This window comes from Mesorhizobium sp. WSM3866 (assembly GCF_002294795.1).
GTDB lineage: Bacteria > Pseudomonadota > Alphaproteobacteria > Rhizobiales > Rhizobiaceae > Mesorhizobium.
The window spans coordinates 56,477-74,501 of record NZ_NSGC01000001.1 but is presented as its reverse complement, the minus strand read 5'-3'; the positions used below and the strand labels follow the sequence as shown (position 1 = coordinate 74,501).

The 18,025-nt window shown below is 64.5% G+C and carries 16 protein-coding genes and 1 tRNA gene; 8 read left to right on the top strand and 9 right to left on the bottom strand.

From position 1 onward, the window contains the following. Positions 1-327 precede the first annotated feature (327 nt). Both CK222_RS00380 and CK222_RS00375 read right to left on the bottom strand, forming a co-directional pair. A tRNA-Arg gene (locus tag CK222_RS00380) sits at positions 328-404 on the bottom strand. 200 nt (positions 405-604) lie between these two features. Next, the gene (locus CK222_RS00375; protein ID WP_067002984.1) at positions 605-2,098 is read right to left on the bottom strand and encodes a HAMP domain-containing sensor histidine kinase; all 1,494 of its coding nucleotides are present in this window, start codon (positions 2,096-2,098) and stop codon (positions 605-607) included. A 255-nt stretch (positions 2,099-2,353) separates the two neighbouring features. Between CK222_RS00375 and rpmH the strand changes: the two genes are divergently transcribed. From rpmH to yidC, 3 genes are read left to right on the top strand one after another with little or no spacing between them, the layout of a single operon-like run. Next, positions 2,354-2,488, top strand: a complete 135-nt coding sequence (gene rpmH / locus CK222_RS00370; RefSeq protein WP_008833937.1) for a 50S ribosomal protein L34 — start codon at positions 2,354-2,356, stop codon at positions 2,486-2,488. A gap of 16 nt (positions 2,489-2,504) precedes the next feature. After that, a complete protein-coding gene (gene rnpA / locus CK222_RS00365) occupies positions 2,505-2,858 on the top strand; it encodes a ribonuclease P protein component (RefSeq protein ID WP_095799030.1) in 354 nt (117 codons plus the stop codon). 14 nt (positions 2,859-2,872) lie between these two features. Then, positions 2,873-4,690 carry a membrane protein insertase YidC gene (gene yidC, locus CK222_RS00360; RefSeq protein ID WP_095799029.1) on the top strand — a complete coding sequence of 606 codons (1,818 nt, stop codon included), beginning with the start codon at positions 2,873-2,875 and terminating at the stop codon, positions 4,688-4,690. 345 nt (positions 4,691-5,035) lie between these two features. On the opposite strand, the gene CK222_RS00355 is transcribed toward yidC, so the two are convergent. The 3 genes from CK222_RS00355 to CK222_RS00345 are packed head-to-tail and all read right to left on the bottom strand — an operon-like array spanning position 5,036 to position 8,239. Further along, positions 5,036-6,577: a DHA2 family efflux MFS transporter permease subunit gene (locus tag CK222_RS00355; RefSeq protein ID WP_095799028.1), complete on the bottom strand. Its 1,542-nt coding sequence runs from the start codon at positions 6,575-6,577 to the stop codon at positions 5,036-5,038. Further along, positions 6,574-7,866 (bottom strand): HlyD family secretion protein, encoded by a 1,293-nt coding sequence (locus tag CK222_RS00350; RefSeq protein WP_095799027.1) that lies wholly within the window; start codon positions 7,864-7,866, stop codon positions 6,574-6,576. Before CK222_RS00350 ends, CK222_RS00355 begins: the two co-directional genes overlap by 4 nt. Then, the gene (locus CK222_RS00345; RefSeq protein WP_245432936.1) at positions 7,859-8,239 is read right to left on the bottom strand and encodes a hypothetical protein; all 381 of its coding nucleotides are present in this window, start codon (positions 8,237-8,239) and stop codon (positions 7,859-7,861) included. The genes CK222_RS00350 and CK222_RS00345 overlap by 8 nt, the downstream gene beginning before the upstream one ends. Before the next feature lie 35 nt (positions 8,240-8,274). Between CK222_RS00345 and CK222_RS00340 the strand changes: the two genes are divergently transcribed. The 3 genes from CK222_RS00340 to yihA all read left to right on the top strand — a co-directional run bounded on the left by CK222_RS00340 (position 8,275) and on the right by yihA (position 9,992). Continuing rightward, entirely contained in the window at positions 8,275-8,589 is a 315-nt protein-coding gene (locus CK222_RS00340) for a hypothetical protein (RefSeq protein ID WP_095799438.1), read from the top strand. A 96-nt stretch (positions 8,590-8,685) separates the two neighbouring features. Next, positions 8,686-9,324, top strand: coding sequence for a CatB-related O-acetyltransferase (locus tag CK222_RS00335; RefSeq protein ID WP_095799437.1), 639 nt, complete (start codon positions 8,686-8,688; stop codon positions 9,322-9,324). Further along, the gene (gene yihA / locus CK222_RS00330) at positions 9,321-9,992 is read left to right on the top strand and encodes a ribosome biogenesis GTP-binding protein YihA/YsxC (RefSeq protein WP_067002997.1); all 672 of its coding nucleotides are present in this window, start codon (positions 9,321-9,323) and stop codon (positions 9,990-9,992) included. Before CK222_RS00335 ends, yihA begins: the two co-directional genes overlap by 4 nt. Before the next feature lie 157 nt (positions 9,993-10,149). On the opposite strand, the gene CK222_RS00325 is transcribed toward yihA, so the two are convergent. Next, on the bottom strand, positions 10,150-12,591 hold the full coding sequence (locus CK222_RS00325) for a DNA translocase FtsK (protein WP_095799025.1): 2,442 nt from the start codon (positions 12,589-12,591) through the stop codon (positions 10,150-10,152). A 216-nt stretch (positions 12,592-12,807) separates the two neighbouring features. Continuing rightward, the gene (locus tag CK222_RS00320; protein ID WP_067323814.1) at positions 12,808-13,506 is read right to left on the bottom strand and encodes a TetR/AcrR family transcriptional regulator; all 699 of its coding nucleotides are present in this window, start codon (positions 13,504-13,506) and stop codon (positions 12,808-12,810) included. Between the two features lie 135 nt (positions 13,507-13,641). Between CK222_RS00320 and CK222_RS00315 the strand changes: the two genes are divergently transcribed. Further along, on the top strand, positions 13,642-14,826 hold the full coding sequence (locus tag CK222_RS00315) for an HlyD family secretion protein (RefSeq protein ID WP_095799024.1): 1,185 nt from the start codon (positions 13,642-13,644) through the stop codon (positions 14,824-14,826). Between the two features lie 115 nt (positions 14,827-14,941). Then, positions 14,942-16,546, top strand: coding sequence for a DHA2 family efflux MFS transporter permease subunit (locus CK222_RS00310; protein ID WP_095799435.1), 1,605 nt, complete (start codon positions 14,942-14,944; stop codon positions 16,544-16,546). 93 nt (positions 16,547-16,639) lie between these two features. On the opposite strand, the gene msrB is transcribed toward CK222_RS00310, so the two are convergent. Both msrB and CK222_RS00300 read right to left on the bottom strand, forming a co-directional pair. Next, positions 16,640-17,143, bottom strand: a complete 504-nt coding sequence (msrB, locus tag CK222_RS00305; protein ID WP_095799023.1) for a peptide-methionine (R)-S-oxide reductase MsrB — start codon at positions 17,141-17,143, stop codon at positions 16,640-16,642. Positions 17,144-17,338: 195 nt separating this feature from the next. Further along, complete coding sequence (locus CK222_RS00300) at positions 17,339-17,896, bottom strand: fasciclin domain-containing protein (protein WP_067323809.1); 558 nt, start codon at positions 17,894-17,896, stop codon at positions 17,339-17,341. Positions 17,897-18,025: the final 129 nt, after the last annotated feature.

The following is an 18,025-nucleotide window of genomic DNA, read 5'->3' as shown; positions in this document are numbered from 1 at the left end:
CAGCACCGGCTTCTTGCCGCGAGCTATCATATTCTGAAGGTTGCGGGCCGGTGTCACGGAAAACCGACTGGCCGGCTGACCCCGCAGTACACCCGGCGCCTGAGGAGACGCACAGATTTGGTCACCGCTTGCCGCCACAAATGAGCCGTCGACGCATTGCATGCCGACGTCTGCTTTCGAGAAGCGGTAACCAAGAGCGGAGAGACCGCCACCGGCCAACTCCGGTCATCGGACCGAAACGGACTGGAATGTGCGGAAAGGGCCTGGAAGCGGCCACCTTAGGAAGCCTGACGACGTCTGCACCACATTGGTATGTGCATTACAAAATGGCGCGCCCGAAGAGATTCGAACTCCTGACCCCCAGATTCGTAGTCTGGTGCTCTATCCAGCTGAGCTACGGGCGCATCAGGCCGTGTGAGACACAAGCCCCGCGATCCGGTCGAGACGCCGGCCGCGATGTGGAGTGTTCCCTAACGACTGAATTTCGGAAAAGCAAGCCGGCCCGGCAAAAGTTTTGTCGCAGGCGTTTACAGGATCACATTCCGACCGGGGTCTTTGCTTCGCGGAACTCCGAAGCGGGAACGTCTTCCCTGGCCTGCCACGGTCAAGCCGGGCGGCGCAGGCCGTTGCGGGCCTGATCGAGTCGCACCGGCTGGTCGGGGATGGTGACGGCGAAGACCGTGCGGCCGCCGATCGATTCGACCAGCTCCACCGTGCCGCCATGGGCGCGGATCAGCTCATGGGCGATCGCCAGGCCAAGGCCGGTGCCGCCGCTGCGCGCCGAGCCGCGGAAGGCGGCGAACAGGTTCTCGCGCGCCTTGGGCGGGAGGCCGGGGCCGGTGTCGCTGACGGTGATGCGGCTGACGCTGCCTAAGCGCTCGGCCGAGACGGCGAGCCGACGCACCACCGCGCTCTCGGTGTCGGCCGCCATTGCCTGCACCGAGTTGCGGCACAGATTGGTGAGCACGCGGAAGAGCTGGTCGGAATCGGCGTCGACTTCGAAGGTGAGCTCGACGGCATTGATGAATTCGATGCCCTCCTCGATATCGAGCAGGCCGTGCACGTCGTCGACCAGCTGGCGCAGCCGCAAGCGGCGGCGCGACGGCGCCGGCTCCTGTGTGCGGCCATAGGCAAGCACGCCCTCCGAATAGGCGACGGCGCGGTCGAGCGCGCGCAGGAGCTTCGGCGCGAAGGACTGCACGGTCGGATCCTTCACCTGGCGCAACCGGTCCGACATAAGCTGCGCGGAAGCCAGGATGTTGCGCATGTCGTGGTTGATCTTGGACACGGCAAGCCCGAGATTGGCGAGGTGCTTCTGCTCGGCGAGCATTTTTTGCAGCCGATCCTGCATCTGCGACAACTCGCGCTCGGCGACGCCGATCTCGTCGGCACGCTCCGTCGGGCAAATTATGCGGCCGGGATCGTCCGGCGCCTCGGAGAAGGACAGGATCGAGCGCGTCATGGTGCGGATCGGGCCGATCATGATCAGATCGATCGCCGCATAGACAAGCATGGCGGTGAACAGCGAGATCAGCAGCGAGACGACGGCGACGTTACGCGAATATCTGAGCATGGCGTTGCGCAGACTGTAGTCCGGCATGATCAGCTCGAATTCCTTGTCGCTGTCGCCGACCGGGCCGAAGACGCGCAGCATCCGGTTTCCGCCGGCGAACAGCGTTTCCAGCGCGCCGGTCATGCCGTTGACCAGACCCACATTGGCAATGTCGATATGCTCGTCGACCTTCGGCGGCATGTCGGCCACGACCAGCAGCCGCGAGACGCCGCCGTCGCGCACCGCGATCGCCTTGGCGCCGATCGCCATCAGCACGTCGTTCTGGGCGGTGTGCGACAGGGAGTTGGGCTCGCCCTGCAGCAACACGATCGACACGGCGGCGGAGGTGCTCAGCCGCTCCTTCAGCCAGTTCACCCGGTAGCTGGCGATCCAGGGCAGGAAGATCAGGATTTCGGCGAGCAGCACGAAGACGATGGTGAGAAGCAGAAGCTTGGTCGACAGACCGCGCGACAGCGGCACCCGGCGCGGCGAGCTTGCCGCCGCGGGGCGTGGCTTTTCATCCGTTGACAGGACTTCACTTGTCATGACGCGGTTTTCACGAAGGCTTGATCGACCAAGATTATGCGATTTGCGGCTTTTTTGCCAATTTCGCCGCCAGCCAGTGAAAAAATGCCTTTGGGCGGGCTGGATTGACTTCCAAAATCCTTCTTCCTATAAGCCCGCTCACGCTCGGGCCTTCCGTCCCGGCGCGGTTTCGATCGCGCCTATAACCGGCCCGGCAAAGCTCCTGTTACAGTGTGACAGAATCAAGAAGGGCCGCACGCCGCGGTATTAAAACAAATGAAGCGTACCTACCAACCGTCCAAACTCGTCCGCAAGCGCCGGCACGGTTTCCGTGCCCGTATGGCCACCAAGGGTGGCCGCGGCGTCGTCGCAGCCCGCCGCAACCGCGGCCGCAAGCGGCTCAGCGCCTGAACGAAAGACGAGATCGTTGCCCGCAACCGGCAAGCCAAAGGGGAAAACTCCCGGGCGGCTTCTGAAACGCGCGCATTTCATGGCTGTGCGCGGCGGCGAGAAGCGCCGCGGGCGGCTTTTTCTCGTCGAGGTTCTCGACCGGGGCGACGATTGTGCGCCACGCGTCGGCTACACCGTGACCAAGAAGGTCGGCAACGCCGTGGTGCGCAACCGCGTCCGGCGGCGGCTGAGAGAAGCCGTGCGAACGCATGCCGCCGATGACATGGCGCCCGGCAGTGACTATGTCATCGTCGGGCGCGAAGACGTGCTTGCCATTCCGTTCGGCCAGTTGAAGGCCGAGCTTTCCCGCCGGCTGCGCGGAACACGATAGGCCAAGGGCTTTCGATGGAAAACAACCGCAATTTCTTCATCACCATCGCGCTGTCGGTGCTGATCCTGACGCTCTGGCAGGTGTTCTACATGAACCCCAAGATGGAGCAGCAACGCGAGCAGGCCCGCATCGAGCAGCAGCGCGTCGAGGCGCAGAAGAAGGAAGCGCAGGGGACCAATCCGGGCGCGGCCGGGACGCCGGCGCCGGCTCCGGGCGCCATCCCGACCGCACCTGGCGGCGAGACAGTCACTGTAGAGAGCCGTGACCAGGCTGTTGCCGCGACCAAGCGCATCAAGATCGACACGCCGAGCCTCGAGGGCTCGATCAATCTCACCGGCGCTCGCCTGGACGACCTCGAGCTCAAGCACTACACCGAGACGGTCGACAAGAATTCGCCCGAGATCCAACTCCTCAATCCGCAGGCGCTACCGACCGGCTATTTCGCCGAGATCGGGTTCGTCGGCACCGACAAGACCGGCGCGGTGCCGAGTTCCGACACGGTGTGGAGCGTTGAGGGCAATCCGACGCTGACCCCGTCGACGCCGGTGACGCTGACCTACACCAACGACAAGGGCCTGACCTTCAAGCGCACCATTTCGGTCGACAACGATTATATGTTCACCGTTTCGGACACCGTGCAGAATTCGGGAAGCGCTGCCGTTAGCCTGTTCAACTACGGTCGCGTCACGCGCTACGACAAGCCGGCGGTCGCCAGCACTTATGTGCTGCATGAAGGCCTGATCGGGGTTACTGGCACCGAGGGGCTGACGGAATACAAATACGCCGCCATCGAGAAGGACAAGGAAGTCAAGCCAGGCAAGTCGACCGACGGCTGGCTCGGCATCACCGACAAGTACTGGGCCGTCACCATGGTGCCGACCGAAAAGCAGCCCTTCCAGCCGCGCTACGGCTATTTCGAGGACGGGCGCCATCGCTACCAATCCGACTTCCTCACTGATCCGATCAACATCGAGGCCGGCCAGTCCGCAACCATCGAAACCGAAGTGTTCGCCGGCGCCAAGGAAGTCGCCAAGATCAACGCCTATGAGGCTGACCGCCATATTCGCCAGTTCAATCTGCTGATCGACTGGGGCTGGTTCTATTTCATCACCAAGCCGATGTTCTGGCTGATCGACACGCTGTACAAATTCTTCGGCAATTTCGGCCTAGCGATCCTGGCCACGACCGTCATCGTCAAGGCCATCTTCTTCCCGCTGGCCAACAAGTCCTACGCGTCGATGGCGAACATGAAGAAGGTGCAGCCGAAGATGCTGGAAATCCGCGAGAAATACGCGGACGACAAGATGAAGCAGCAGCAGGCGATGATGGAGCTCTACAAGACGGAAAAGATCAATCCGTTGGCCGGCTGCTGGCCGGTGGCGCTGCAGATCCCGGTCTTCTTCTCGCTCTACAAGGTGCTCTACATCACCATCGAGATGCGGCACGCGCCGTTCTTCGGCTGGATCCACGACCTCGCGGCGCCCGATCCGACCTCGGTGTTCAACCTGTTCGGCCTGCTGCCCTTCGCGCCGCCGGCCTTCCTCCCGCATATGGGCGCCTGGGCGGTCGTGATGGGCATCACCATGTTCCTGCAGATGCGCATGAACCCGACGCCGCCGGACCCGACGCAGGCCGCGGTGTTCACCTGGATGCCGGTCCTCTTCACCTTCATGATGGGTTCCTTCCCGGCCGGCCTCGTCATCTACTGGGCCTGGAACAACCTGCTCTCGATCCTGCAGCAGGGCGTGATCATGAAGCGCCAGGGCGCCAAGATCGAGTTGTGGGACAATCTGGCGGCGATGTTCCGCAAGAAACCATCGCCGGCGGAATAGATGGCACCCCGGCCCTAACACCAAAAACCCCGGCATGACCGGGGTTTTTTCGTTGGCGGCTTGCCCTATGGCGCTCCGGACAGAACTTCGCGCAGCCGTCTTTCGGAATTTGGCCTGCCCCCGCGAAACTGCGGCATGGCCTGCCTCGTAGCTTCCCCGGTCCTCCCCAAAAGCCGCGACGGCTTCCGGCGCAGCGACGCCGGTGTTGGGAAGGCCGTCCGGCAGGCCGGGGTCCCGCGGGGGGACCCCGGTTTTTCCTCCTAAAGCGCGACGCGCTTTAGGGACGTTGTAATGCAGTGTCGTTTTCCCAAAACCGCTCCACGCTTTTGGGCGACATGCACCAGCTCACTCCATGACGGCGCTGTGGTCGACCTTGGCCGGTGTGCCAGGCTTGCGCAGCAGAAGCACAAGCGGGATGGCGGCGAGCGAGAGCAACATCATCAGCTCGAAGTCGTCGACATAGCTGATGATCGTTGCCTGCAGCGTGACCAGCCCGTCGAGCGCGGCGCGGCCGGCGGCGGTGTAAGGGCTCAGCGCCTGCGCGATCGCCGGATCGCCGAACGCCGGACTATAGGGCGTCACATAGTCGGCGATGTTGGCATGGTTGATCTGCTGGTTCTGCGTCAGAAGCGCGGTGACGACCGAGATGCCGACGCTGGAGCCGATGTTGCGCGACAGATTGTAGAGGCCCGTCCCTTCAGCGCGCCGTTCCGGCGCCAGCGTGGCGAAGGTGATGGTGGTGAGCGGCACGAACAGGAAGCCTAAGCCGGCGCCCTGGATGAAGCCGGTGCGGATGATCGTCCATTGCGAAACGTCCGGGGTCCAGCCGGTCATGTCGTACATCGCCCAGGCGGTGACCGCGAGCCCCGTGAACAGCAGCCAGCGCGTGTCGACCTTGCCGACCAGCCGGCCGACAAGGAACATGCAGGCCATGGTGCCTAGGCCGCGCGGCCCCATGACGATGCCGGCGGTCACCACGGGATAGCCCATCAGCGTTTGCAGGTAGGGCGTCATCAGCGCCAGCGAGGCGAGATAGGTGATGCCTATGATGAAGATGAACACCATGCCGACCGCGAAATTCCGGTCGAGGAACAGCCGCGGGTTCACGAAGGTGTCGCGGGCGGTGAAGGTGTGGACGATGAAGATATAGAAGGCCGACGCGCAGACCAGCGCCTCGACGATGATCTCGGACGAGGAGAACCAGTTGAGCTGCTCGCCGCGGTCGAGGAACATCTGCAGCGAAGCGATGGCGAGGCTGAGCATGCCGAAACCCAACCAGTCGAGCCGGGCCTTGAGGTCGAGCTTGGTCTCCTGCACGAACATCGAGACGCCGGCGAAAGCCAGCACGCCGATCGGCACGTTGATGTAGAAGACCCAGCGCCAGGAAACATTCTCGGTCAGCCAGCCGCCGATGACGGGCCCAAGCACCGGGCCGACCATCACCGAGACGCCGAACAGCGCCATGGCCGAACCGCGCTCCTCGACGCTGTAGATGTCCAGCAGGATACTCTGGGACAGCGGTACAAGGGCGGCGCCGAACAGGCCTTGAAGCAGCCGAAAGCCGACGATCTGCGGCAGCGACTGGGCAAAGCCGCACAGCACCGAGGCGACGACGAAGCCGGTGATGGCGACCAGCAGGATGCGCTTGCGGCCGAAGCGGTTGGCAAGATAGCCGGAAGGCGGCGTCATCACCGCCGCGGCGACGATATAGGAAGTGAGCACCCAGTTGATCTGGTCGGCGCTCGCCGACACGCTGCCCTGGATATAGGGCAGCGCCACATTGGCGATGGTGGTGTCCAGCGCCTGCATGATGACCGCCAGGATGACGCAGGCGGTGATGGCGCCGCGATTGGCGACCGCAGGCGTGCCCGTGGCGACGGTGTTCATGACTTTTGCTCAAACCGCCTGAAGAGGTCGGTCACGAAATCGGGCAGGCCGCGGGCATGGCCGGTGTCTATGCTGACAACCGCGCTCATGCCCCCGCGCAGCGGCGGCTTGCCTTGCGGGTCGTCGATCGTCACCCGCATCGGGATGCGCTGCACGACCTTGACCCAGTTGCCGCTGGTGTTCTGCGCCGGAAGCAGCGAGAAGCTTGACGACGAGGCCGGGCTGATGCTGCCGACCTCGCCATGCCAGACCTCGCCCGGATAGCCGTCGATGCTGATCGTCGCCTTCTGCCCCGGCCGGACATAAGTGAGCTCGGTTTCCTTCGGCTCGGCGGCGATCCAGATGTCGGTCGACGAGACCAGGCTGAAGGCCGGCTGCGAGGCGGGAAGGTACTTGCCGACCTGCAGCGCATCGACATTGGTAACGACGCCGTCGAACGGCGCCTTGACAACAGAATCGCCGAGATTGCGCTGGGCATCGTCCACCGCCGATTGGGCCTGCAGGTAGAAAGGGTTCTTCTCGACCGGCTGGTCGGCGTCGCCGCCGAGCTGGGCGAGCGTTGCCTGCGCCTGCGCCTTGGCGACGATGACTTTCTGCCGGGCGGCGATGAGATCGTGCTGGGCGCTGTCGAAAGTCGCCTTCGAGGCGGTTGAGGTCTTGAGCAGGTCCTGCTGACGCTGGAAGGCGGACTCGTAATAGGGGATGTCGGCCTCGGCCTGGGCGATCTGCGCCAGCGACTGCTGGTAGCTCGCCTGCAAGGTCAGCACCTGGTTGCGCACCGTGCCGAGCTGCGCCTGAGCGCCGGCCAGCGCCGTCTCGAACGAGGCCGGCCGCAAGCGGAAGAGCACCTGGCCCTTCTTAACCGCCTCGTTGTCATGCACGTCGATCTCCTGCACGGTGCCGGAGACATCGGTGGAGACGCCGAGCGACTGCGCCTGGACATAGGCATTGTCGGTGGTCATGACCTGACCGCCGACGACGTAGTAATAGCCGCCGACCGCCAGCGCCACCGGAAGCAGCGAAAACAGGACAGACCGGGTTAAGTTGCGCCGCGGCTTGGCCCGGGCCGGCGAGGCTATCGTGACGGCGGCCGGCTTCGGCTGGGCCGAGGGTGCTTCGAGCGCAGCGGGTTCCGGCGCGACAGGAGCTTCCAGCCCATCGTTTTCGATCGCCGGATTGGCGGCACGCCTTTGCTCGCGCTGGCTGTCCAGGCGAATGACCTGGTCGCTGCTTCTGTCGCCGGCACTGTCGCCGTCGGCGGGCTTGCGTGGTGAGGCTGGTTCAGACATGGACTTTCTCCCGGTCGACAGCCGGCTGGGCGCAGGCCTCGAGCAGATTGGATTTGATCAGACAAAGTGTTTGCAGCTCCTGCCGCGCGTCCGCGGAAAGGTGAATGCCTTGCTGTCGAGACAGATAGGGCCGCACCTGCCCGCGAGTCTGGCTCGAGCGGCGCGAGCGCTGCTCGAAGCGTTTTCCGGGCAGGCGCGCGACGTCGTGCAGGACGAAGCTGCTGGTGAGCGAGGAAGGCATGGGAGGAACTTCGGAGTCGGCAGACAAGCTTTCGTGAGCATGCTTATTATCATCATGCACATAATCCTGCTGGACGCGGTGCGCAAGACCAGCTAAGCCGCCTGGAGCAAACGTCGCGCCGACGTGGCGCAACTGAAGGCCGGCAGAGGCACGCACGAAAAATGAAGATGAACCGGCTCAGGATCGCGACCGTGGCTGCCCTCCTGACATGCGCGATTCCGGCCGCCGCCAAGGAAGCGGTGAGCTGCGGCGGCGCGGCAATGCTCGGCGGCGCGCAGCTCAACTGCAGCCACGTGCAACCCAAGGCTCCGCCGCAGTTCTGCACCTATAGCTGGGCCCTGCACACCTCGGCCGGCGACCAGAAAGTCGTCGACGGCAGTTTCACGCTGCCGCCCGGCGCCTCCAACGTCCAGGTCTATCAGGGCAGCGGTTTCGACAGCGCGCTTTCCAACCCGATCGTGATCTGTCGCGGCAGCCGCTGAGCGCGGGTTGGTGCTGCAGCCGGATCACGGTAGTTTGATCGGGAGACAGCGTCGCCAGGGCGCCGCCTCGTGCCTGCCAACTACGGACTGACCGCGATGACCGGACCCAACCCCAACATCAAGCATCCCATTGCGATGCATCCGCGCGTCGGCTTCCTGAAGCCGCTGGTCAATGCGCCGAACATCGAGATCGGCGACTTCACCTATTACGACGATCCCGACGGCCCGGACAAATTCGCCGAGAGGTGCGTGCTGCACCACTATCCCTTCATCGGCGACAGGCTGATCATCGGCAGGTTCTGCGCCATCGCCGAGGGTGCCCGCTTCATCATGAACGGCGCCAATCACGCCATGTCCGGCTTCTCCACCTATCCGTTCAATATTTTTGGCCATGGCTGGGAGGAAGGTTTTGACCCCGAGACCTGGTCGAAAGAGATCCGCGGCGACACGATCGTCGGCAATGACGTGTGGATCGGCATGGATGCGGTGATCATGCCGGGCATCGAGATCGGCCATGGCGCGATCGTCGCCGCGAAATCGGTTGTCACGCACGACGTGCCGCCCTATGCGATCGTCGCCGGCAATGCGGCCAAGGTGGTGAAGATGCGCTTCGATGAGTTCACGGTGCGACGGCTTTTGAAAGCGGCCTGGTGGAACTGGCCGGTCGACAAGGTCAGCCGCAACCTCAACGCCATTCGCGGCGCCGATATTTCCAAGCTGGAGGCCGCCGGTTGAACGCGCCGGACAAAACCACAAGCGAAACTGCCATAAGTCCGGAGCTGTTCACCCGCGCGTGGATCTTCATCCGCGGCGTGCCGTCGATGAAATTCCTGCCGCCGGAAGGGCCGCCGGAGATCGCGTTTGCCGGCCGCTCCAACGTCGGCAAGTCGTCGCTGATCAACGCGCTGGTCGGCCAGAAGGGGCTGGCGCGCACCTCCAACACGCCCGGACGGACGCAGGAGCTGAACTATTTCGTGCCGGACGGCTTCTCCGGCGAAGGCGCCGACCTGCCGCCGATGGCGCTGGTCGACATGCCGGGCTACGGCTACGCCAGCGCGCCGAAGGACAAGGTCGATGCCTGGACGAAGCTGATCTTCGAATATCTGCAGGGCCGCGTCACGCTGAAGCGCGTCTATGTGCTGATCGACGCCCGGCACGGCATCAAGGCCAAGGACGAGGAGGTGCTGTCGCTGCTCGACAAGGCGGCGGTGTCCTACCAGATCGTGCTGACCAAGACCGATAAGATCAAGGCAGCCGGCGTGCCGAAGCTGATCGAGGAGACGCTTGCCAAGATCAAGAAACGGCCGGCGGCGTTCCCGGCGGTGCTCGCGACTTCGTCGGAAAAGGCGTCAGGGCTCGAGGATCTGCGCGCGGCGATCGCCTTGGTGGCGAACGGCGGCTGACGCATTTTTCGCCTTGGAGCAGGGCAGCCGCGTACTGCGCTCCCCCTCACCCAGTCTCCGCTTCGCCCGGCTGACCTCTCCCCGAGGGCCCCAGATAGACAAGGACGGGCAGGACCAGCCGCGATCGGCCGACCTGACTGCGCGCCCTAACGCCCGCTCAATCCGTCTCGTCGCGCTCCGGCGCATGGTCGCGCCGGCCGGCAAGGATTTCGCGCTTGCCGACATGGTTGGGCGCGCCGACCAGGCCTTCCTTCTCCATGCGTTCGACCAGCGAGGCGGCGCGGTTATAGCCGATGCCGAGGCGGCGCTGGATGTAGGAGGTCGAGCATTTCTTGTCGCGCTTGACCACTTTGACCGCCTCCTCATAGAGGGCGTCGCCATCCTCGGCGTCGATCGAGCCCTTGTCGAAGACTGGACCCGTGTCGGCCGGATCTTCTTCCTCTTCCTCGCCGGCGGTGACCGTATCGAGATATTCCGGGCGGCCTTGCGCCTTCAAATGCGCCACGACGTGTTCGACCTCGAGATCGGAGACGAAGGGACCGTGCACGCGCACGATGCGCCCGCCGCCGGCCATGTGCAGCATGTCGCCCTGGCCGAGCAGCTGCTCGGCGCCCTGCTCGCCAAGGATGGTGCGGCTGTCGATCTTGGACGTCACCTGGAAGGAGATACGGGTGGGGAAATTGGCCTTGATGGTGCCGGTGATGACGTCGACCGACGGGCGCTGTGTGGCCATGATCAAATGGATGCCGGCGGCGCGCGCCATCTGCGCCAGCCGCTGGATGGCACCTTCGATCTCCTTGCCGGCCACCATCATCAGGTCGGCCATCTCGTCGACGATGATGACGATGTAGGGCATCGGGGCGAGGTCGATCTCCTGCTCCTCGAACAGCGGCTCGCCCGTGCCCTTCTCGAAGCCGACCTGCACCTGCATGACGACGACCTCCCCCTTGTCGCGGGCGGCCGCGGCGCGCTGGTTGTAGCCGTCGATGTTGCGCACGCCGAGGCGCGCCATCTTGCGGTAACGCTCCTCCATCTCGCGCACCGCCCATTTGAGCGCGGTGACCGCTTTCTTGGAATCGGTGACGACCGGCGTGAGCAGATGCGGGATGCCGTCATAGACGGACAATTCGAGCATCTTGGGATCGACCATGATGAGGCGGCACTCCGCCGGCTTCATCCGGTAGAGCAGCGACAGGATCATGGTGTTGATGGCGACCGACTTGCCCGAGCCGGTGGTGCCGGCGACCAGCAGATGCGGCATCTTGGCGAGGTCGGCGATGACCGGCTCGCCGCCGATGGTCTTGCCCAGCCCCAGCGCCAACTTGCACGACGTGTTGCGGAAGCCGGCCGATTCGATCAGCTCGCGGAAATAGACCGTCTCGCGCGTTTCGTTGGGCAGCTCGATGCCGATGACGTTGCGGCCCGGCACCACGGCGACGCGCGCCGAGATGGCCGACATGGAGCGGGCGATGTCGTCGGCCAGGCCGATGACGCGGCTGGACTTCACGCCCGGCGCCGGCTCGAACTCGTAGAGCGTGACGACCGGACCCGGCCGGATGATCTCGCCCTTGACGCCGAAATCCTCCAGCACGCTTTCGAGCAGGTCCGCGTTCTGTTCCATCCGCTCCTGCGACATGTAGAAGCCCTGGCCTCCCGGCGGCATCTGCAGCAATTCCTCGGACGGAAGCTCGTAGCCGGCCGAAGCGGGCTGCGGCCCGACCTTGCCGGCGACGGGCAGGGACGGCGCGGGTCTCGCGGCCTGGGCGCTCTTTGCAGCGGAACGCGGCGCGACGGACTCGGGCGCGGGCGATTCGATTTCCACAGGAGCGGGCCGGAGCGCGGGCAGATCGACCGGCGGAGTCAGCGGGGCCAGACTTGCGGCCGGCCCGTGCGAGCGCCATTCGATGACGCGGTAGAACGAGGTCGCCTCGCCGATCGCGGCGGGGCGGAACGGGCTCGGTTGCGCCGCAGGACTCATCCGCGCGGGAGCCGCGGGCGTCTGCAAAGGATCGTTCAGCCGTGCCCGCGCCAGGCGCTCGGCGAGCAAGGGCAGGCTGAACTCGAAAAACGCATCGTCGGAAAGATAGGACCAACGAAATTTCGGCGGCTGCGGCTTTTGTGCCGGAGTGGCTACGGCCCGTGGCGGCGGCGCGGCGCTGGCCTGCTGCGGCTTGACGATGGCCTGCGGCGGCTTGGCCTGGGCGGTGGCGGCCGCGGCGGGGACTGCCCGGCCCGGATTGGTCGGCTGGGGCGCCAGCGGCGCCGGACGAATGGGAAGCCCGCGGGAAGCCACCGCCTTGGCCGGCGCTTCATCAACTGGCTCCGGTGCGGGCCGTTTGTCGGAATCCGGCGTGCGAGTGAAGCGCACATTGGGCGCGAGGAAGAAATATTGCTGCCAGGCCTGGCCGCCGAACTCGTCGCCGCCAGCCGAATCGGCGGCGTTCGATTCGCCGTCAGCGGCGGCTCGCAGCGTGACGACCTGCCCCGTTTGTCGCTGCGGCGGCACGGCAGCGCCATGATGCCGCGCGTCTTCCGAGCTGCTGTCGTCGTTGTCGCCGTAAGCGGAAGCGCCGGAAGGATTGGCACGGGTAAAACGCATGGATGTCACACTCGAGATTCGTCGAACAAACGTGTCCCGAGACATAGGAACGGATGGTTAACAAGCTCTTCCGGAAGGGTCCGGGAAAAGTGCCGGTCGACGGCTCGAGTTGGGCTGGAAGAAGGAGGTGACCGGTGGCATCGAAGTCGGCTGCCGCGGCGCCGTAGCGTCGTCAAAGCGCCTCGCGTTCCTTCGCAATCGCTGCGCGCCGCGGGTTCACGCCGAGAGCGACGCCTGCTCCTCGGCCGCGAGCTTCTCGGTGCCGTAGGCCTTCAGAAAGACGTTCACGCCGGAGCGAACGACATGCTCGATCTCGGCTTGGCTCGGCGCCTTGGTGCGGTAGGAAAAAATGCACTGGCGGAAGAGGCCGGCGAGGCAGAGCTCGGTGAACTGATAGGCGGCGAGATCGACATCGTCGATCTTCAGCAGGCCGCGTTCGACGGCTTCGTTGAGGAAGATCATCACCTTGTCGTGGCCACGCTTGGGACCGCGCTCGTAGAAGCGGGCGCCAAGCTCGGGAATCCTGTCGGAAGCGCCGACCACGGTGCGCTGCGCCTGGATGACCTTGGCCGAGGTGATCTTGGCGGAGAGCACCATGCCGAACTTCACCAGCGTCTTGCGCAGGTCGTCGAAATGGTCGAGCACCTCATACATATTCTTGAAGATGGTGCCACGCTCTTCCTCGATGAGAGCCTCGAACAGCTCTTCCTTGTTGGCGAAATAGACGTAGATCGTGCCCTTGGAGACGCCGGCCTCGCGCGTGATGTCGTTCATCGACGCGGCTTCGAAGCCCTTGTCGATGAAGACGCGGCGCGCGCCTTCGATGATCTGGGCCCGTTTGATCGGATCCTGCCCGGCCGCGGGACGGCCTTTGCGCAGGTCGAGCAGATCGCTATCGGCTGTCGTTTCGACCATCGGAGTCAAACCTCACGAAATATTTCGAACCAACCGGTTCGATTTGCTCTTGATATGGGCCTCTTTCCGCGCTATGTCAATCACCAATTCGAACCGAACGGTTCAGTCTGACTGACTTGTCCCAGAGAGATTATCATGTCCTCGAACGCGCCCGCTACCGCCGAAGTCCGCAATTTCCCCAACGCCAAGGTCCAGCCGTCGACCGAAGCTCCGGAAGCGCCTGTACTGCCCGCTCCTCCCGCGCCTGCCGAAGCGCCGGCCAAGAAGAAGCGCTCTGTCCGCTCGCTGCTGCTGCCGATCATCGGGCTGGGCCTCCTCGGCGCCGGCTCCTGGTACGGCTACGATTACTGGACCGACGGCCGGTTCATGATCTCCACCGACGACGCCTATGTCCAGGCCGACATGTCGTTCGTGTCGCCGAAAATCTCCGGCTATGTGGACAAGGTGCTGGTGAGCGAGAACCAGAGGGTCAAGGCCGGCGATCCGCTGTTCGTCATCGATGACGGCGACTACAAAATCGCGGTTGGCCAGGCGGAGGCGCAGATCGCCACGCTGGCGAAGACGCTCGACCGCATCGATGCGCAAACCAAGGCGGCGCAGGCCTCGCTGGCGCAAGCACAGGCGCAGAAGATCGCCGACCAGGCGGCGGCCGACAATGCGGCACGCGCACAGGCCCGCGCGGCGCAGCTGCTCAAGACGCATGTCGGCACGCAGGCACAACTCGACGACGCCCAGACGGCGCTCGACCAGGCCAAGGCAGCCCTCGCCGGCGCCGACGCGCAGATCACCGCCGCGCAGGCCAATATCGGCGTGCTCGAAGCCCAGCGTGCGGAATCCGCCAGCACGCTCGCCTTGCTGCAGCTCACCCGCGACAAGGCGCAGCGTGACCTTTCCTTCACCGTGCTCAAGGCGCCCTATGACGGCGTCGTCGGCAACCGCTCGGTCGAACAGGGCGACCTCGTCACGCCCGGCCAGAAGCTCGCCGTCGTCGTGCCGATGGACAAGCTCTACATCGTCGGCAACTTCAAGGAGACGCAGCTTGGCCGGCTGGTGCCTGGCGAGAAGGTCCGCATCACGGTCGATGCCATCGACGGCCAGACCTTCGAGGGCACGGTTTCGTCGCTGGCGCCGGCTTCGGGCGCGGTGTTCTCGCTGCTACCGCCGGAAAACGCCACCGGCAACTTCACCAAGGTCGTGCAGCGCGTGCCGGTCCGCATCGACGTGCCGGCCGACGTGCTGAAGACCGGCAAGCTGCGCGCCGGCCTCAGCGTCATCGTCGCCGCCGACAGCCGCACCGCGCCGGCCGCGACGACCAACTGAGAGTTTGGGGGGCGGCCCGGTGGCCAATTGAGCGCCGAGCCGCCCAGCCTGTTTTGACGCAGTTCCGGGCGGAAAACGCCGCGCACTTTTGGAGCTGCCGCAGGGAGGCCATGAGATGGCAACCGCAACCATTACCGCAGGAGCAGCGCCGGCACGTCCGGCAGCCGCCGCCCCCGCCGACCACATGCCGGCGCGCCGCGTCATCGCCTTCCTGGCGATGGTGTTCGGCATGTTCATGGCGATCCTCGATATCCAGATCGTCTCGGCATCGCTGGCCGAGATCCAGGCCGGCCTCAGCGCCAGCTCCGACGAGATCCCGTGGGTTCAGACCGCCTATCTGATCGCGGAAGTGGTGATGATCCCGCTGTCGGGCTTCCTCAGCCGCATGCTGTCGACCCGCGTGCTGTTCACGACCGCGGCCGCCGGCTTCACAGCAGCAAGCGCGCTGGCCGCGACCGCCACCAACATCGACCAGATGATCGTCTACCGCGCCATCCAGGGCTTTATCGGCGGCGGCATGATTCCGAGCGTGTTCGCTGCCGCCTTCACCATCTTCCCGCCGTCGCGCCGCGCCGTCGTCTCGCCGATGATCGGCCTGGTGGCGACGCTGGCGCCGACCATCGGCCCGACGGTCGGCGGCTATATCAGCCATGCCATGTCCTGGCACTGGCTGTTCCTGATCAATGTCGTGCCGGGCATACTGGTGGCGACGGCTGCCTGGTCGCTGATCGATTTCGACAAGCCGAACCTCAAGCTGTTTTCCAAGTTCGACTGGTGGGGCCTGATCGGCATGGCCGCCTTCCTCGGCTGCATGGAATACGTGCTGGAGGAAGGCCCGAACCATGACTGGCTGCAGGAGCCGGCCGTCTTTGCCTGCGCCATCATCATGACCATAGGCGGTCTCATCTTCTTCTGGCGCGTCTTCACCGCCGAGGAGCCGATCGTCGATCTGCGGGCCTTCAACAATGTCAATTTCGCCTTCGGCTCGCTGTTCTCCTTCGTCGTCGGCATCGGCCTTTACGGGTTGACCTACCTCTATCCGGTGTTCCTCGGCCGGATCCGCGGTTACGATTCGATGATGATCGGCGAGGCGCTGTTTGTCAGCGGCCTGGCGATGTTCTTCACCGCGCCCGTTGCCGGCATCCTGTCGAACAAGATCGATCTCAGGCTGATGATGATGGTCGGCTTCATCGGCTTCGCCACCGGCACATGGTGGATGACGCATCTCACCGCCGACTGGGATTTTTATGAGCTCTTGATCCCGCAGATCCTGCGCGGCTGCTCGATGATGCTGTGCATGGTGCCGATCAACAACATCGCGCTCGGTACGCTGCCGCCGGAACGGCTGAAGAATGCGTCGGGCCTGTTCAACCTGACCCGCAATCTCGGCGGTGCCGTCGGCCTGGCAGTCATCAACACGGTGCTGATCGACCGCAATGCCTTTCACTATGCAAGGCTTTCCGAGCATGTGCAGTGGGGCAGCGAGGCCGCGCAGACCAAGCTGCAGAACATGACGCTGACCTTCCAGCAAAACGCCGGCCTCGACGCCACGGCCGCCGCCATTTCAAAGCTGTCCGGCATGGTGCAGCAGCAGGCGGCGCTGTTGTCCTTCATGGACGTGTTCATGATGCTGACCGTGCTGTTCGCCTCGCTCGGATTTTTCGTGCTGTTCATCAACAAGCCGGCACAGCAAGGCGGCGGTGGCGGCGGAGGCCATTGAGGAGCCGGAACCCCCGCCTGGCGTCCTCAACGCGTGACCCCGGAAATCGTCGCCGATTTCCGGGGTCATTTCTTTGGACAGATCGCAGTCCGCTCAGGCCGCGGCGGGCTTGAAGGTCAGCGCCACGCCGTTGATGCAGTGGCGCAGGCCGGTGGGTGGCGGGCCGTCGTCGAAGACATGGCCAAGATGACCGCCGCAACGGCGGCAATGCACCTCGGTGCGCGTCATGCCGAGCGAACGGTCTTCGGTCTTGCCGATGGCATTGGGGATCTCCTGCCAGAAGCTCGGCCATCCGGTGCCGGAATCGAACTTCGTTTCCGACGGATAGACCGGCAGGTCGCATGCGGCGCAGGCGAAGATGCCCTTGCGGTGTTCGTTGAGCAGCGGGCTGGTGCCCGGATATTCGGTGCCCTCCCTGCGCAGCACGTCGAAGGCGGCATCCGAAAGGATGGCGCGCCACTCGGCGTCGGTCTTGGTGATCTCGAAGGTCTCGGCGGCCAGAGCCGGCTTCGCGCCGCCCATGTGCAACGCCGCTCCGGCTCCGATTGTGAGGGCAGTGGCGGCGGCACCGCTCCAGAGAAAGTCGCGACGGTTCATGGCCTTTCCTCCTGACGTGATCTTACAAACTAGGACGCCACCGGAAAAGCAAAAGCCGGTGACGGTTCGCGCGCCACCCCGCGTCGACCCAAGCCCTGGCGATGCGGAGCGGCGCTTGACGGCAGCACGGATCGTGGGAGGGAGACCGTGCGGCCGGCGCGGACATACGCCACTTCGCCGGCCGCACGCGCTTTGTTACATCTTCGGCAGAAGAACCTTGTCGATGACGTGGATGACGCCGTTCGACTGGCGCACGTCGGCGATTGTGACATGAGCGACGTTGCCGTTCTCGTCGGTCGCCGTGACCTTGCCCTTTTCGGACTTCAGCGTCAGGGCGCAGCCGCCGACGGTCTTGACCTCATGCGCACCGCCATCGGCCTTGGCCATCTTGGCGACGTCGGCGGCCAGCGCCTTGGCGGCAATGACATGGCAGGTAAGGATCTTGGTCAGCTTGTCCTTGTTCTCGGGCTTGAGCAGCGTCTCGACGGTGCCGGCCGGAAGTGCAGCGAAGGCCTCGTTGGTCGGGGCAAAGACGGTGAAAGGACCGCGGGTCTGCAGCGTGTCGACCAAGCCGGCGGCCTTGACGGCGGCGACCAGCGTGGTGTGGTCCTTCGAATTGACGGCATTCTCGATGATGTTCTTCTTGGCATACATCGGCGCGCCGCCGACCATCGGATTGGCGGCATAGGCAACGGCGCCAAGCGCCGAAAGGCCGATTGTAGAGGCAAGCAGAAGGGTGGCGAGTTTACGCATTGTATCAGTCTCCTCGGGTTGTTTTCCCCATCCTTGGGAACGCGAGGAGATACGAGGCGTCAAAAACTTAGTTTCGCGAACTTCGAAGATTTTTTATTCGTCGGCCCGGATGCAAACGTACCGCGTCTA